Source organism: Amycolatopsis sp. NPDC033938 (genome assembly GCF_055575975.1).
In genome coordinates this window covers 356,459-371,914 of the sequence record NZ_JBVIRO010000005.1, presented here as the reverse complement: position 1 = coordinate 371,914, position 15,456 = coordinate 356,459, and the positions used below count along the sequence as shown (strand labels likewise).

Below are 15,456 nucleotides of genomic sequence, written 5' to 3'. Positions count from 1 at the left end.
AGGGGATTCAGCTGCTTCGCCGCGGTATGGCGCTGCTCGAATCGATCCAACCCGTGGCGCCGGAGCACGGGGACGATTGGCTGGTCGCCAGAATCCGGCTGGCTTCGACCATCGCGACCGTGGGTTCTGAGACCAGTGGCGCGGTTTCGGCAGGCCTCGCGGGGCTTGATGAGGTCAGGACCCTGCTCGAAGAGGTCTCGGACCCGTGGCTGAAGACAGACCTGAGCGGCAGGCTCGACCACAACTACGCTCTTTTGCTCATGTCGGCCGGGCGCAACGAAGAGAGCATCGCCTTTTTCGACGCGTCGCTCCAGCACAAGAAGGCGGGATTGGCGGCGGCCACTGATCCGCTCCCACTGCTCGACGCCTTCTTGAACACGTTGGCGACACGTGGCCTCGCGTTTACCCGGCTGGGTGAAGTCGCCCGGGCACGGGCCGACCTTTCCGAAGGCATCAAGATCGCGGACTCGAACGGGTTGCGCGTGCAAGGCGCTGAAGTGAGACGTCATCTGGGGATCCTTGAGCAGCACGTCGGGAACATCCCCGCGGCGCTTCGTGTGCACGAAGAAAGCGAGCGGATTTATCAGGAGCTGGAGATGACGACTCCTCCGCTCCTCAAGCAGGAACAGGCAAGGGCTCTGCTCGCCGCGGGACTCGCGGACGAGGCGGGAAATCATCTCGACGAAGTACTCCCTTGGATGCTGGAGCAACGGAGTGTCGCCAGGGACCTGGCAGGCGCCGAGCTTCTCCGGGCTTCCGCCGCGCTGATGAGTGACGATCTCGAACTCGCTCGCGGCCATGCCGCCTCCGCGCGACGCAGGATGCTCCGCTGGGGTTGTCAGACCTGCGTCGCCAACGCGACCATCGTCGGTCTTCGGGCCGACGTGCGGGAGGCCTTGCGCACCAACGCAATCCCGCTCACCCTGACCGCCCGTGCGCTGCGCGCGGCGAACCGGATGCCGATGCCGAGGCTCGCCGATCAGGCCGCGCTCGCGCGCATGCTGGCCGTCCGGGTCGAGCTGCGGAAGGGGAAGCGTAAACGCGCCGCCGAGCTGCTGTCGCGGATTCCGCGGCCGGGACGGTTGACTTCCGTCGACTATCGGATGTTGCGCCGGCTCTGCCGCGCGGAACTCGCGGTCGCCGAGGGGGACAAGACCAAGGCGCTGGCCGAGATCCGCGCCGGGCTGACCGAACTCGACCGGGTCCGTGACCGGATGGGCGGCCTCGAATTGGTGTCCGGGACGGCCTTGCACGGCCAGGAGCTGGCGGATCTGGCGATCAAGATCGTGCTCGAACGCGCCGACGCGGCCCGGTTGTTCGCCTGGACGGAGCGGACACGCGCGCAAAGTTACCGCTACGAACCTGTCGCGGCGACCGATCCGGATCTCGCCGAGCGGGTCGGGGAGGTCCGTGGTCTGGATCAGGCGATCCACCAGGCGCAGCACGACGGGCATCCCACGGCGGCCTTGCGCGCGAAACACGCCGAGCGGTTGCGTGAGGCGCATCGGCTCGGATGGCACACCGGGCGCTGGGGCAGGCCGAGGCCGATCGCGCGGCTCGCCGAGGTCGCCGACGAACTCGGCGAACGCGCGCTGGTGAGTTTCGCCTACTCCGGAGACGACCTGGTGGCGGTGGTCGTCGCGGGTGGGCGGTGCGAACTGGTGCGGCTCGGTTCGGCGGCGCTGGCGGCGGAATCCGCGCGGATGCTGAACGTCGACCTCGACGCGCTCGCCCCGGATCAGCTGCCGTCGCCACTGGTGCGGTCGGTGCTCGGGTCTGCGCGTAAGCAGGCCGAACGGCTCGATGCCCAGCTGATCCGGCCGCTGGCCGCGCTGCTCGGGGACCGGGGCCTGGTCGTCGTGCCGACCGGATCGCTGTACGCCGTCCCGTGGGGGGTGCTGCCGTCACTGCGGTCGCGGCCGATCGTCGTCGCACCTTCGGCGACGGCGTGGCTGGGGGCGGAGCGATCGACGGCGGCACCCGCGCGGAAGGTCGTCCTCGTTCGCGGGCCAGGGCTGGTCGGGAACAGGGGTGAGCTGGACAAACTCGCGACGCATTATCGGACCGCGCGTACGCTGGCCGGCGCCGACGCGACGGTGAAGTCGGTGCTGCGCGCGCTGGACGGCGCGAAGCTAGCGCACATCGCCGCGCACGGCGCGCACGAGCCCGAGAACGCCTTGTTCTCCCGGCTGCAAATGGCCGACGGGGCACTCTTCGCGTACGAGATGGCCGGACTCGCGCAGCCGCCGTCGCAGGTGGTCTTCGCGGCGTGCGAACTCGCGCTGAACCGGATCCGGCCCGGCGACGAAGTCCTCGGTTTCGCCAGCGCGCTGCTCGCGAGCGGTTCGCGGACGGTGATCGCGCCGTTGAGCCGAGTCGGTGACGAGGCCGCCGCCGCGGCGATGGACGACTACCACCGCGGGCTCGCCGAAGGTGCCGGACCGGCGACGGCGCTCGCGGACACCATCGCGGTTGACCCGTTCCGGCGACCGTTCGTCTGTTTGGGTGCGGGCTGAACGTCCGGCTTGACAACCTCTGTTCGATCTTCACGGGTCGACGCGACCGGTTGGTTACTCTTGACCAAGTCGTCTGAACCAATTATGGTCTAGACCACATTCGCCCGCTCGGCGCTTCGGCGGATGTGGTCCCAACCGTCATTGGTTTTCGCTCGCTGTGGCCCCAGAACCTCTGGTTCCAAGACGGTTCTGCCACCGGGTCAACGGTGGGTGTCGAAAGGGGTATGCATGAGCTTCAAACGAAGGCTTCTGACCCTGGCGGCAGGTGCGGCGATGGTGCCTGCCGCGCTGGTCGCGATCCCGGCGGGAACAGCCAGTGCCCACGGCTACGTTTCCTCACCCGCGAGCAGGCAGGCGCAATGCGCGCAGGGCACCGTTTCCTGTGGTGACATCAAATGGGAACCGCAAAGTGTCGAGGGCCCCAAGGGGCTCATGAGCTGTAACGGCGGTGTCGGCCGGTTCGCGGATCTCAACGACGACAGCAAAGGCTGGAAGGTGCATTCCCTCGGCCGCACCACCTCGTTCCGGTGGACGCTGACGGCTCGCCACCGCACCAGCACCTGGGAGTACTTCGTCGACGGCGCCAAGGTCGCGACCATCAACGACAACGGCGCGCAGCCGGGCGCCACGGTCACACACAGTGTGAACCTGCAGCAGAGCGGGCGGCACAAGATCCTCGCCCGCTGGAACGTCTACGACACGGCGAACGCGTTTTACGCCTGTATCGACGCCAACATCAGTTAATGAGTGGGTCTCGTGAGTGGCGATTCGGGTTAGAACCCGAAACGCCACTCACGACCAACCCAGCCGCCTCCACCCGCGATGCCCAAGCCAGGAATGTCCGTGAAGGCCTCCTTCCTTACCTTGAGCGTAGGGAAGGAGGCCTTCACGGACACGCCACCTTTGGCTTACCCGTCAAGAGAACCGTCTTTACCACTCACGAGGCTTTTTGTGCCACGCTCACCCCATGAGCGATGACGAACGCGACGGGGTCAAGCTGACCAACCTCGACCAGGCGTTGTTCGAGGGCGCGACCAAACGCGACCTGGTGGACTACCTGGACGCCGTCGCCGACCGCATCCTCCCGGTGCTGGAGAACCGCCCGCTGTCGGTGATCCGCGTCCTGCGCGGGCAGGACCCGTTCATGCAGAAGAACCTGCCCAAGTACACGCCGGACTGGGTGAAGCGGTACGGGATGTGGGCGGAGACCTCGAAGCGGCAGGTGTCGTACGCGCTGTGCGACGACCGTCGCACGCTGCTGTGGTTCGCGAACCAGCGCGCCGTCGAATACCACCCGACGTTGATGCGCGCGGGCGACGACACGGGCCCGACCCATCTCGTCCTCGACCTCGACCCACCCGCCGGCGACGACTTCGCGCACGTCGTGAAGGCCGCCGGGCTGGTGCGGCAGGCCCTTTCCGATTCCGGTCTCGCCGGGGCGGTGAAGACCAGTGGTTCCAAGGGAGTGCACATCTTCGTCCCGCTGGTGCCGGGGCAGGGCTTCGACGACGTCGCGGCCGCGACCCGTGCGCTCGCCGCCCGCGCGGAGGCGGTCGATCCGTCGGTCGCGACGACCGCGTACATCGTGGAAGACCGCGAAGGCAAGGTGTACCTCGATTCGACGCGGGCGGGCGGCAACACCGTCGCGGCGGCGTACAGCCCGCGGTTGCGGCCGGGGATGCCGGTGTCGTTCCCGGTGGCTTGGGACGACTTGGAGAACGTCGTCCCCGCCGATTTCACCGTGTACACCGCGCCCGCCCTTGTGGGCGGCAAGGATCCGTGGGCCGAGTCGATGCCCGAACCGCAGACGCTGCCCGCCGATCTGGTCGAGCAGGGGCACACGATTCCGGTCGCCAGGGTCGTGGCGATGCACGAAGGGAAACGCCGGGCCCGGCTGCGTGCCCAGAAGGGTTGAAAGCCCACCGCGTGAAGGCCTTTTGTGTACCGTGGACCACCTGGGGTGGCGGAGGTACTGGGGGCTTTCGTGGGAAAGATCGATGCTGACGTCCTGATCGCCGGTGCGGGTCCGGCGGGGCTCGTGCTGGGAAACCTGTTGCGCGCGGCCGGAATCGACTGCCTGATCCTGGAGCGGCAAAGCCGGGAGCATGTCGAAAACCGGGCAAGGGCGGGGTTTCTGGCCGCGAACAGTGTCCGTGTGCTCACCGAGAACGGTCTCGCCGACGGCCTTCTCCGCGCCGGTGCGCGGCACGACACCTGCGCCTTCCGTACCGAACAGGCGGAATTCGAGCTCAAGTACAGCGAACTCGGCACGGGTGAGGTGCACACCGTTTATCCGCAGCAGTTCCTGGTCACCGACCTGATCGCGGAATTCCTCGCGCGGGGCGGGGAGATCAGGTTCGGGACCGAGGTGTCTTCGGTGTCGGGCACGGAGGCCACCGTCATCGCGGATGATCTTCTCTTGCGCGCCGAGTACATCGCCGGCTGCGACGGTCAGCACGGTGTCTCGCGGAGGTCGGTGCCCGCGCGGATCTTCCGGCGAGACCACGAAATCTCCTGGCTCGCGATCCTCGCCGAAGCGCCGCCGAGTATGTCCGCGATCGGTTACGCGATCCACGAACGCGGGTTCGCCGGACATATGGCGAGGACGTCGACGGTGACGCGTTACTACCTCGAAGTCCCGCGCGGTGAAGATCCGGAAGCGTGGCCGGACGAGCGGATCTGGGAAGAGCTGCACGTGCGGATGGGCGCCGGGCAGTACGGCGAGCTGAAACGCGGCCGCGTCATCGAACGCCGGATCGTGGACCTGGGATCGCGGGTGATGGACACGATCCAGCGGGCGAAGCTGTTCCTCGTGGGTGACGCGGCGAGCCTGATCAGCCCTTCGGCGGCGAAGGGCGCGAACCTCGCGCTGATGGAGGCCGAGATTCTCGCCGGTGCGCTGATCGCCGCACACAAGAAGGGCGATACGACGGCGCTCGAGCGCTATTCCGCGGACTGCTTGCCGCGCATCTGGCGGGCGCAGGAGTTCTCGCACTGGATGATCAACCTGTTGCACAGTCCGCCCGGATACGGCGACGAGGCCTTGTTCCAGCGCGCGCTGCGGGACGCGCGGCTGGAAAGCCTGCGGGTTTCCCGGGCCCATCAGGACTTCTTCGCCGAGAACTACGTGGGAATCTGAGCAGCCGGTGAGGGTCTTTCTCGCGACTTGGATGAACCGGCGGATCACCAGGTCCGTATCTCGGTAGAGAGTCCCTTCGCCGAGTGGAAGGACGGACGACGATGCCGGTACGCATCCGCTGGGCGCCATGGAACTCGTCCAGGCAGCCGAACCGGCCCGTTCCCGCGGAGGAGCCCGAGCCAGGACGGCGGGAACACTCAACCTGCGCGCACTGCGGGTGCGGCCGCCCGCTCGACGGGGACGAGCCGGACGTCGCCTGAGGGCCGCGCGCCTCTCACGGGTTCTTCCTCGGTGACGAACCGCAGTGCCCCGCTCACCTCGCGGGTCACCATCCGCGCGCTCTGCCAGCCCGCCGGCACCCAGCCGTCACGCAGGGCACGGCGCAGCTTCTCGGCCCTTTTGACGTGGCGGGCGAACGAGTGCCGCCGGATGACGCGCCCGCGCGCGACTTGGCCCGCGCGGGCCTCCTCCGGCGTCACGTCGAGCCACAGCAACCGGACCGGGCGGCGGCTCAGCAGGCCGAGCAGGGCCAGCAGCCCGCGCGTCGTCGCCCGGGTCGACGGCTCGTGCACGACCAGCGGGCCGCCGTCCGCCAGCGCGAACCCGGCGACGCGGGCCCGGTGCCACGAGTGGACGAGCGGCCGGTAGAACCGGTACGGCAACGCCGAGGGCAGTCGCGCGCGGAGCCTGCCGCGGACCTGGTCGGAGTCGAGCACCGGCATCGCGCCGGTCGCCGCCCTGGACAGCAGCGTCGTCTTGCCCGCCCCTGGAATCCCCGCGACCACCAGGAGGTCGCGGCGGCCGAGCTGGAGTGCGATGCGCTCAGTCATAAGGCGACAACGACCCGGCCGATGGCAAAGGTTCCTTTACCTTCGGGTACTCGGTTGATGCCCAGGTCAGGCCTCCGGCAGTGGGGCGGGCGTGGTCGGCGCCCCGGAAACGGCCGCCGGCTTGTCGGGCAGCAGCGTCCCGCCTTTGGTGAGCCAGGCGAAGCCGAACGCGAGGATCGCGGCCGACTCCAGCCAGAGCGCCGGGTAGAGCGCCCTGGTCTCCTCGTCGAAGAACAGGCCGCAGAGCACGATCAGCGCCAGGCACACCAGCATGATCACGCCCGAGGTGACGTACAGGCGGTTCCGCTCGGGTTTGCGGGGGCCGGGGATCGCCTTGTCCGATTTGGTGAACAACACGATGCAGAAGAACGCCAGGGTGAGGAAGAAGACCGCCGCGAAGCCGAGGTGCAGCATGCCGATGAGCTCGTCCGTGCGATCGCCGTGCGCCGGGGTGGTGGGGAAGAGGGCCACCCCGACCGCGGCCACCGCCGCGATGTTCCCGGCGATGTCGTCGATCCGGCCGTAACCCCGGTAGGACAAGAGGAAGACGCCGATGGCGAACATGGTGCCGACCCAGACGTCGCGCATTCCCGAGTAGTAGTACCCGCTGATCGAGTTCAGCAGCCCGCCGCCGTCGACGAACATTTTCCCGAACATCAGCACGAAAGGCAGTCCGACGCCGAGGAAACCTATGGCACGCCGCAAGAACAGGTAGTTGTGGACCAGGTTGTCGGACACCGTTCTCGGGCTCATGGCCGCCTCCGTGCTCAGTGCGTTTCGCTACTTGGGAGTATCACCCACGCGAACACGGAAAATGACGGTTCGTGACGACGTTGAGACCGTGTGTTATCGAATTGGCCGACTTGAAGGCGACCGGACCACCGGCGCGAGTGGTCCGGGTTACTCCGATCGGCCCTGCCGGGCGCGGGACCCAGGCAATAAGTTGCCGCTAACAACAAATCCTGCCGTCGATGAAGCCTGTGGGAAGGACCGTCATGAAGTTTCCGAAGCGGCGTCGCGCGATGGTCGCGACGGTGACCGCGGCAGCGCTACTGGCCGCCACGCCGGTGAGTGCCGCACCGCTGGCGGACGCCCCCGGCGCGCCGGGTACCGGAGCGGCCTGGACGACCGGGGGCAAGGAAGGTTTCGGCACCGCCACCGACGCCGCGTCGAAGGTGTGGTTCACCCTCGGTCAGGGCATCAGCCACGAGATCTACTACCCGACCGTCGACGTCGCCAACGTCCAGGACCTGCAGTACGTGGTGTCCGACGGGGCCGGCTTCACGCAGCTGGAACGCGACCACACGACCAAACAGCTGGTGCTGACCGATCCGCGTTCCCTGAGCTACCGCCAGATCAACACCGCGACCAACGGCCGGTATCGGATCACCAAGACCCACACCGCCGACCCGGCCCGGTCCACCGTCCTGATCCAGACCCGGTTCGAAGTGCTCGCCGGCGGCCCGCTGCAGTTGTACGCGCTGTACAACCCGTCTCTGAACAACAGCGGCATGGGGGACACCGGCGCCACTTCCGGCGGGCAACTGGTCGCTTCGGACGGCCCGGTGTCCAGCGCATTGGCCGCCTCCACCGGTTTCGTCAAGACCACCAGCGGCTACAGCGGGACCGCGAGCGATGGCTATGTCGACCTGAGCGGTGACCACGTCCTCGACGCGCAGTACGACTCGGCCTCGACGCCGGGGAATCTGGTTCAGCTGGGGCAGATTCCCGTCGCGACCGACACCACCTTCACCCTCGCGATCGGTTTCGGAGGCGATCGCGGAGCCGCGTCGGCGAACGCGTCGGCCTCGCTGGCGGGTGGTTTCGCCGCGGCGGACACCGCGTACCGGTCCGGGTGGAGCGGCTATCTCTCCTCGCTGGCCGCGGTGCCCAGGTCGATCACCGGTACCGGTCTGACCACGCAGTACAACGTCGCGCTGATGACCCTCAAAGCCCACGAGGACAAGACCTATCCGGGGGCGAACGTCGCCTCGCTCACCAATCCGTGGGGCGAGGCGAAGAACGCGAACAGCACGGGCGACTGCGGATACCACGCCGTCTGGGCTCGCGACCTCTACCAGGTTTCGACCGCGCAGATCGCGGCAGGCGACTCGGCGGCGGCCAACCGTTCCGTCGACTATCTGTTCACCGTCCAGCAGCGACCGGACGGTTCTTTCCCGCAGAACACCCGTCTCGACGGCACCAACTGCTGGACGAGCCTGCAGATGGACGAGGTCGCCTTCCCGATCGTGCTCGCCTGGCAGCTGCGCCGGTTCGACGCGGGCATGTGGGCGAAGGTGGCGAAGTCCGCGGACTTCCTCGTCGCGCACGGCCCCTCCACCCCGCAGGAACGCTGGGAAGAGAACGGCGGCTATTCGCCGTCCACCCTCGCCGCGGAGATCGCCGGCCTGATCTGTGCCGCCGACCTCGCCGAACGCAACGGGGACACCGCCAGGGCCGCGCGCTACCGCGAGACCGCCGACCGGTGGCAGGCACAGGTCAGCGCCTGGACGTTCACCACGTCCGGGCCGCTCGGCGACGGCCGGTACTTCCACCGGATCGACGGCAACGGCGATCCCGACGACGGTCAGAACGTCTTCCTGCAGAACGGCGGCGGTAACCACGACGAACGCGCCGTCATCGACGCGGGCTTCCTGGATCTCGTCCGCCTCGGCGTGAAGCCGGCGGCCGATCCGGATGTCGCCGCCTCACTGTCCGAAGTGGACTCGGTGCTCAAGGTGAACACCCCGAACGGCCCGATGTGGTACCGGTACAACCACGACGGCTACGGCGAAACCGCTTCCGGCGGCCCCTACACCGGCGCCGGCGTCGGCCGCTTGTGGCCACTGCTCACCGGTGAGCGCGGAGAATACGAACTGGCCAACGGCCGTCCGGCGACGACGCACCTGTCCACCATGGCCGCTTCGGCGAACTCCGGTCATCTGATCCCCGAACAGGTCTGGGACCGGCCGAGCACCGCCGGTTTCGTCTTCGGTGAAGGTACCGGCTCGGCGACGCCGCTGGCCTGGTCGATGGCGCAGTTCGTCCGCTTGGCACACTCGATCGACGCGGGTGCCCCGGTCGAGACGCCGTCGGTGGTCAAGCAGCGGTACAGCGCGGCTTGCGCCGGCGTTTCGGCGAAGTTCACGGTGAACGCCGTCACTTCCTGGGGCCAGAACATCTTCGTCGTCGGGGACCGCGCCGAACTCGGTGCGTGGAACCCCGCGAACGCCGTCCCGATGTCCTCGGCCGACTATCCCTTGTGGAAAGCCGACGTCACCCTTCCGAAGGGAACAGCCTTCCACTACAAGTACATCCGCAAGGAGGGCGGCAACGTCACCTGGGAATCGGGCGCCGATCGTGCCGGCACCGCTTCCGATGGCTGCGCACTGACCCTCAACGACACCTGGCGACCTTGACCGGCGCTAGCCGGCGTCCAGTACGAGGGCGGTGACGTAACCGCCCATCCCGATCGAGGTCTTGACGGTGAGCCCGCTTTCCGGCCGGGACGGTCCATCCATCAGCTGCGGATGGCCGTCCGCCACCGGTTTCGGCGCCGGGATCAGGTCACGCCGCGCCGCGAGGCAGGTCGTCACGATCTCGGTCAGCGCGCTGCCCGACTGGCTGTGCCCGGTCAGCGGTTTGATCGAGTAGATCTCGGTACTGCTCGGGAACACCGCTTCGAGGATCTGGGATTCGGTGCGGTGGCAGAGTTTCGTCCCGGTTCCGTGCGCGTTCACGTACCGGACGTCCGCCGCGGCGGCGTTCGCGTTCTCCAGCGCGTCGGTCACCGCCGCGATCGCGGTCGCCGGGTCGGGGTCGAGCGCCATCGCGTTGTGCGCCTCGTGCGTCATGGCGCCGCCGAGCACGGTGGCGTACGCGTCGGTCTTCCGCTGGGTCATCACCACCGCGATCGACGCCTCGGAGAAGGTGAAACCCCTTGTGCCTTCTTGGAAAGGACGGCACGCGTCGAGCGGTGGCACGTCGGTGACCGCGACGCCGCAGTGCACGAAGTGCCGGACGACCTGCCTGGTCGCGGACAGATCGGTGGTGACCACCACGACGTCGTCGGCGATCCCCGCGTCCAGCCACATCTTCGCGGTGAGCACCGCGGCGTTGCCGGTCGCGCACATCGCGGACGCGGTCATCGTCGGGCCGTGGAAACCGTACTCGGCCATCAGGGAGGTGATCGGCGTCGACGGCATCATGCCGATGAACTGGCGCCGGTACGCGAGCCGCTCGCCGAGGGCGTGGAAGCCGTCCCAGGTCCGCATGTCGTCGCGGACGCCACCGTAGACGAGGCCGACCCGGCGGCCGGGGGTCCAGCCGTGCTCGCCGGCGTCCTCGATCGCTTCCCGCGCCGCCGCGAGCAGTGCGCGGCAATGCAGGCTGCCGTCCCTTGGTCTGCCGCCCTCGGGGATGTGCCCGACCCAGCCCGGGAGTTCCCGGGTCTCGCCGAATCCTTCGACGAGCTGGGCGCCGGGGATGCCGCTCACGAGGCCTTCCCACAGCGATTCGTGCCCCCAGCCGTAGGCGGTTACGGCTCCGATGCCGCAGATGCCGGTTTTGCTCCGCACGTGTTTCCCTTCAACTACATTCTGTCAACGCTGGGTGGATAAAGCCGGACCGGTCAGCTGGTCGAGGAGGACGGCTACGTCGATTTAGTGATCTAATCGGAAGCTACATCAGTCGAGTAGGGGGTTTGGATCACATGGATCCTGACGATCTCGACGGTGGGACCCCCGACACCCGCCGGCCCTCGGATCAGGATTCCTCGCCAGCGAACGGCGCCGCGACCTGCACGGTTGGCGTATCCACCGCATCCGGTGGAGTGACCTCCCGGCATGCGTCGCTCGTCCGTCTGCTGACCGAGCTGTCCGCCGAGAGGGATCATCGCGGTGAGCCGGCTCTCGCGTTTCTCGGCAAGGGGTACCGCCTTTTGGAGCAAAACTCCGACGGCGGGACTTTGGGTACGCAATACCTCACGATGGTCGAGGCGAGCCCGTACGGCATCTGTGTCCATCAGCGCGGCAAAGTGGTCTTCGTCAACTCGGCCGCGATGCGGTTCGTCGGCGCCACGGTCTCGACCGAACTCGTCGGCCTGCACATCACGGACATGGTCGACGCCGGTTCGCAGGACGCGTTGCTCGCCAGGATCGGCTCGCTGGCCGCTCCCGGTTCCTTCAGCGAACCGACCGAGATGACGCTGCTGACCCTCGATGGCGGCAAGGTCACCGTCGAGTCCCAAGCGGTGCTCACCACCTGGGAGGGCAAGCCCGCCTATCAGGTGATCATGCGCGATCTGAGCACGCAGAAGGCGGCGGAGGCCGGTCTGCGGTTCCAGGCCGCGCTGGTCGGCCACGCGAGTGACGCGATCATCGCGACCTCGCCCGACGGGCTGGTGACGAGCTGGAATCCGGCGGCCGAAGCGGTATACGGGCATGAACTCGACGAGGTCATCGGAATGCCGGTGGCCGAGGTCGTCGGCGCGCCGATGGATCCGCGGCAGGTCGTCGCGTCGGGCGGTGTCGTGCAGGCGACGCATTTCAGCGCCGACGGCACCGCGCTTTCGGTGCGGGTCTCGGCGGCGGAGATGTTCGACGGGTACGTGCTCCTGTGCGCCGACGAGACCGCGCAGCGCCGGGCCGAGGCCGAGTTCGCCACCGTCGTCGAGACGCTGGACGAAGGCGTGCTGGTGGTCGGGCCGAGCGGGCGGATCGAGCTGGCGAACTCCGCCGCGCACCGGATCTCCGGGGTGCCGGAGGGGACCCTGGTCGGGCTGGAGAGCCGGACGCTGCGGCTGCACGACGAACACGGCGTCCCGGTGCCCGTCGACGATCTTCCCTCCGCGCGGGTGCGGCGCTCCGGGAAGGTCGAGAGCGGGCGGGTCGTGCAGGTGCGGCGGCGTGACGGCTCGCACCGGTGGCTTTCGCTGACCTCCGGTCCGCTGATGGCGCCGGGGCAGAGCGTGCCCTCGGTGCTGACGTCCTTCGCCGACATCACCGAACGACGGGCGATCAGCGAACGGCTGGCCTACGAAGCGACTCATGATCCGCTGACCAGGCTGGCGAACCGCACGCTCGCGCTGAACCATCTGCGGCGCACGATCGCCGATCCGGCGCTCACGACCACCGTGCTGTTCATCGACCTCGACAAGTTCAAGATCATCAACGACTCGCTCGGCCATACCGTCGGCGACCAGGTGCTGCGCATCGTCGGAGAACGCCTGCGGGCCGCGGCCGGGCCTTCGGACCTGGTCGGACGGCTGGGCGGGGACGAGTTCCTGGTCATCACCACCGGTTATACCGAAGCGGCCGAGGTCCGGGCACTGGCCGATCATCTTCAGCGGCAGCTCGCCGAATCGCTCACCGTGCACGGCCGGGAACTGCATATCAATACGAGCATCGGAATAGTGCACGCCGAACCCGGCGATACCCGCAGCGCCGACGAAATGCTGGAAGACGCCGATCTGGCGATGTATCAGGCGAAAACATTCGGGCCGGGAAGGTATGCGTTCTATGCGCCGAGCATGCGGGAACGGGTCCAGGATCGGTTCATTCTCGAACAGGATCTGCGGAAGGCCGTCGCGGAAGGCCTGATCGAGACCGTTTATCAGCCCGTCGTCGATTTGCGGACCGGTGAGATGGTCGCGGTGAAGGCGAAGTCCCGCTGGGATCACCCGATCCGGGGGCCGATCGATCCGGCGGAATTGATCGAGATCGCCGATGACGGCGATCTTCTGACGATCATCGGCGCGGAGGTCCTTGCCAAGGCCGCCGGTGAGATCTCCCGATGGCGTGCCGATCATGGTGTGCACTGTAATGTGAATGTGAGTCTTTCGGTGCGCCAATTGGGCGATCCCACCTTACTGCAATTGGTCCAGACCACTTTGGGTGAGGCGGGATTGGGGCCGCAGGATCTGAGTCTCGACGTCGACGAAACGGCGCTGAAAGACGCGGCCGACGCCGTCGACGCGTTGCGGAAAGCCGGGGTCAGGGTGACCGCCGAACGATTCGGCGCGGGGTATTCCTCGCTCGCCCAGTTGTGTCGTCTCGACCTGAACGTGATCGAAATCGATCGGTCGTTCGTCGCCGATCTCGGCAGGTCCAGTGACGCCGAGCCGATCGTCGCCGGAATCATGGCGATGGCGCACGCGGTCGACCTCGTGGTGGTCGCCGAAGGGGTCGAGACCGCGCGGCAATTGAAGGTTCTGCACGAACTCGGCTGCGATTGGGCGAAGGGGCCGCTGGTGGCGCCGCCGGGGCCGGTCGAGGAGTTGAAGTCGGCGTACGAGCACGTCGTGCGGTGAACCGGGCGACGCTCGCTGCTTGGTCTGGGGCAGTCTTCTGTTGGTCAAGCTCGGGCCGATCGCACCCAGGCGCCGCGTGAGGTGTCCCTGACCTGCGGGTCGGCGCGAAAGTGATAGCAAAGGTCCCTTGCTCCCGCGGGCCGGGGTTGTCTCTGTACCTACTAGTATGTACGGTCTGGATGTGGACAAGAGGGAACAGCTCATCGAGAGCACTCGTGAGCTCCTGTGGGAGCGCGGGTACGTCGGTACCAGCCCGAAGGCGATCCAGGAGCGTTCAGGCGCCGGTCAGGGCAGCATGTACCACCACTTCCAAGGCAAATCCGAACTCGCGCTGGCCGCGATCGACCGCAGCGCCGACGAGCTGCGCGCCAGGGCCGAGGCCGAGTTCTCCGGGCCCGGCACGGTCGTCGAGCGGATCACCGTCTACCTGCGCCGCGAGCGTGACGTGCTCAAGGGCTGCCCGGTCGGCAGGCTCGCCCAGGATCCTGACGTGATGGCCGACGCGGAGCTGCGAAAGCCGGTCGAGGAGTACTTCGGCTGGCTCACCGGCCGTCTCGCCGAGCTGCTCGACGAGGGCCGCACGGCCGGTGAACTCGACGCCGAACTCGACCCGCTCACCACGGCGACCGCGCTGGTCGCGGTCCTGCAGGGCGGCTATGTCCTCGCCCGTGCCGCCGGCTCCCCGGACGTCTTCGCGAAAGCCGTCGACGGCGCTCTCGGGCTCCTCGCCACAAAGGAGAACTGACATGCCCTTCGTCCGTATCGACGCGCTGGGGACCGACAAACTCGAAGCCCTCGGCAACGCCGTGCACGACGCGATGGTCGAAACGCTCGGCATCCCGGCCGACGACCGCTTCCAGGTCCTCAACGGCCGGAGCACCCTGAAATACGACGACTACCTGGGTATCCACCGCGACGAAGGGGTCGTATTCGTCGAGATCACCATGCGGCGGGGGCGCACCGACGAGCAGAAGAAGTCGCTGTACCGGCGGATCGCGGAGCTCGCCGAGGAGTACTCGGGGACCGAGCCGCGGAACGTGCTCGTCGTGATCAACGAGACCGATCCGGTCAACTGGTCGATCGGGAACGGCGAAGCGCAGTACGCCTGATCCCGCGTGAAGGACTCCTTCCCTCGGCTCAGCCGAAGGTTCCGGCAAGGGCGCATAACCGCTGGTCGGTCCGCCGCTAGAGCGGGACAAGGCGGACGTGTCGTGGTGGTCCCGGAGGGAGCGGGCCCACGCAAGGGATCTCACCCGGCGCTTGACTGTCCACAAGGGACACCTTTTGAAGGATCGGTGTCCGATTGATGGCGCTATGTGCGGTTCCGCGTGGGGTCGTGAGTGGCGAATAGGGTTAGAACCCTCATTGCCACTCACGACCCCACGCGCGAAACTGCACAAACCGACCAAGTCAGACATTTTTCTTCAGAAAAGTGTCCTTTGTGGACGTTGGGCCGCGGCCCGGCTTCCGTCAGCCAGCCCGGTCCCGCGCCGGGGCACGCCGCGTTTGCCTTACCCCTCAATAACCCGAATCGCCACTCACGACCCCCGCTGGGGTCCACGATCAGGGCTACCCCACCTTGATCAAGCTCCGCCACCGGCGCATGCGGCCCCGCCACGGCCAGGAATAGTCACCTGACCTGCAAGATCTCGACTTTGCCGC

General features: G+C 67.6%; 11 protein-coding genes. 8 read left to right on the top strand and 3 right to left on the bottom strand.

All coding sequences use genetic code 11. The features are described from left to right. Positions 1-26: 26 nt before the first annotated feature. The 4 genes from ACZ5ZX_RS17505 to ACZ5ZX_RS17490 all read left to right on the top strand — a co-directional run bounded on the left by ACZ5ZX_RS17505 (position 27) and on the right by ACZ5ZX_RS17490 (position 5,655). Positions 27-2,516, top strand: a complete 2,490-nt coding sequence (locus tag ACZ5ZX_RS17505) for a CHAT domain-containing protein (RefSeq protein ID WP_465503028.1) — start codon at positions 27-29, stop codon at positions 2,514-2,516. 228 nt (positions 2,517-2,744) lie between these two features. After that, entirely contained in the window at positions 2,745-3,260 is a 516-nt protein-coding gene (locus tag ACZ5ZX_RS17500; protein WP_465503027.1) for a lytic polysaccharide monooxygenase auxiliary activity family 9 protein, read from the top strand. Between the two features lie 223 nt (positions 3,261-3,483). Then, positions 3,484-4,431 (top strand): DNA polymerase domain-containing protein, encoded by a 948-nt coding sequence (locus ACZ5ZX_RS17495; protein WP_465503026.1) that lies wholly within the window; start codon positions 3,484-3,486, stop codon positions 4,429-4,431. 69 nt (positions 4,432-4,500) lie between these two features. Beyond that, complete coding sequence (locus tag ACZ5ZX_RS17490) at positions 4,501-5,655, top strand: 4-hydroxybenzoate 3-monooxygenase (protein ID WP_465503025.1); 1,155 nt, start codon at positions 4,501-4,503, stop codon at positions 5,653-5,655. A gap of 197 nt (positions 5,656-5,852) precedes the next feature. Here ACZ5ZX_RS17490 and ACZ5ZX_RS17485 read toward each other — a convergent pair whose 3' ends face one another. Continuing rightward, positions 5,853-6,485, bottom strand: a complete 633-nt coding sequence (locus ACZ5ZX_RS17485; protein ID WP_465503024.1) for an AAA family ATPase — start codon at positions 6,483-6,485, stop codon at positions 5,853-5,855. A gap of 66 nt (positions 6,486-6,551) precedes the next feature. Further along, positions 6,552-7,238 carry a DUF998 domain-containing protein gene (locus ACZ5ZX_RS17480; protein ID WP_465503023.1) on the bottom strand — a complete coding sequence of 229 codons (687 nt, stop codon included), beginning with the start codon at positions 7,236-7,238 and terminating at the stop codon, positions 6,552-6,554. A 242-nt stretch (positions 7,239-7,480) separates the two neighbouring features. On the opposite strand from ACZ5ZX_RS17480, the gene ACZ5ZX_RS17475 reads away from it, so the two are divergent. Then, positions 7,481-9,904 (top strand): glucan 1,4-alpha-glucosidase, encoded by a 2,424-nt coding sequence (locus tag ACZ5ZX_RS17475; protein ID WP_465503022.1) that lies wholly within the window; start codon positions 7,481-7,483, stop codon positions 9,902-9,904. A 6-nt stretch (positions 9,905-9,910) separates the two neighbouring features. On the opposite strand, the gene ACZ5ZX_RS17470 is transcribed toward ACZ5ZX_RS17475, so the two are convergent. Beyond that, on the bottom strand, positions 9,911-11,062 hold the full coding sequence (locus ACZ5ZX_RS17470; protein WP_465503021.1) for a beta-ketoacyl synthase N-terminal-like domain-containing protein: 1,152 nt from the start codon (positions 11,060-11,062) through the stop codon (positions 9,911-9,913). A gap of 254 nt (positions 11,063-11,316) precedes the next feature. Between ACZ5ZX_RS17470 and ACZ5ZX_RS17465 the strand changes: the two genes are divergently transcribed. From ACZ5ZX_RS17465 to ACZ5ZX_RS17455, 3 genes are all read left to right on the top strand, one after another. Next, complete coding sequence (locus ACZ5ZX_RS17465) at positions 11,317-13,794, top strand: sensor domain-containing protein (protein WP_465503020.1); 2,478 nt, start codon at positions 11,317-11,319, stop codon at positions 13,792-13,794. Positions 13,795-13,975: 181 nt separating this feature from the next. After that, complete coding sequence (locus ACZ5ZX_RS17460) at positions 13,976-14,539, top strand: TetR/AcrR family transcriptional regulator (RefSeq protein WP_465503019.1); 564 nt, start codon at positions 13,976-13,978, stop codon at positions 14,537-14,539. A gap of 1 nt (position 14,540) precedes the next feature. After that, entirely contained in the window at positions 14,541-14,903 is a 363-nt protein-coding gene (locus ACZ5ZX_RS17455; protein WP_465503018.1) for a tautomerase family protein, read from the top strand. Positions 14,904-15,456: the final 553 nt, after the last annotated feature.

Bases quoted from the DNA above. Each gene is read 5' to 3' on its own strand.
- ACZ5ZX_RS17505 (WP_465503028.1), top strand. From the start codon at position 27: ATGGCGCTGCTCGAATCGATCCAACCCGTGGCGCCGGAGCACGGGGAC.
- ACZ5ZX_RS17500 (WP_465503027.1), top strand. From the start codon at position 2,745: ATGAGCTTCAAACGAAGGCTTCTGACCCTGGCGGCAGGTGCGGCGATG.
- ACZ5ZX_RS17495 (WP_465503026.1), top strand. From the start codon at position 3,484: ATGAGCGATGACGAACGCGACGGGGTCAAGCTGACCAACCTCGACCAG.
- ACZ5ZX_RS17485 (WP_465503024.1), bottom strand. From the start codon at position 6,485: ATGACTGAGCGCATCGCACTCCAGCTCGGCCGCCGCGACCTCCTGGTG.
- ACZ5ZX_RS17480 (WP_465503023.1), bottom strand. From the start codon at position 7,238: ATGAGCCCGAGAACGGTGTCCGACAACCTGGTCCACAACTACCTGTTC.
- ACZ5ZX_RS17475 (WP_465503022.1), top strand. From the start codon at position 7,481: ATGAAGTTTCCGAAGCGGCGTCGCGCGATGGTCGCGACGGTGACCGCG.
- ACZ5ZX_RS17455 (WP_465503018.1), top strand. From the start codon at position 14,541: ATGCCCTTCGTCCGTATCGACGCGCTGGGGACCGACAAACTCGAAGCC.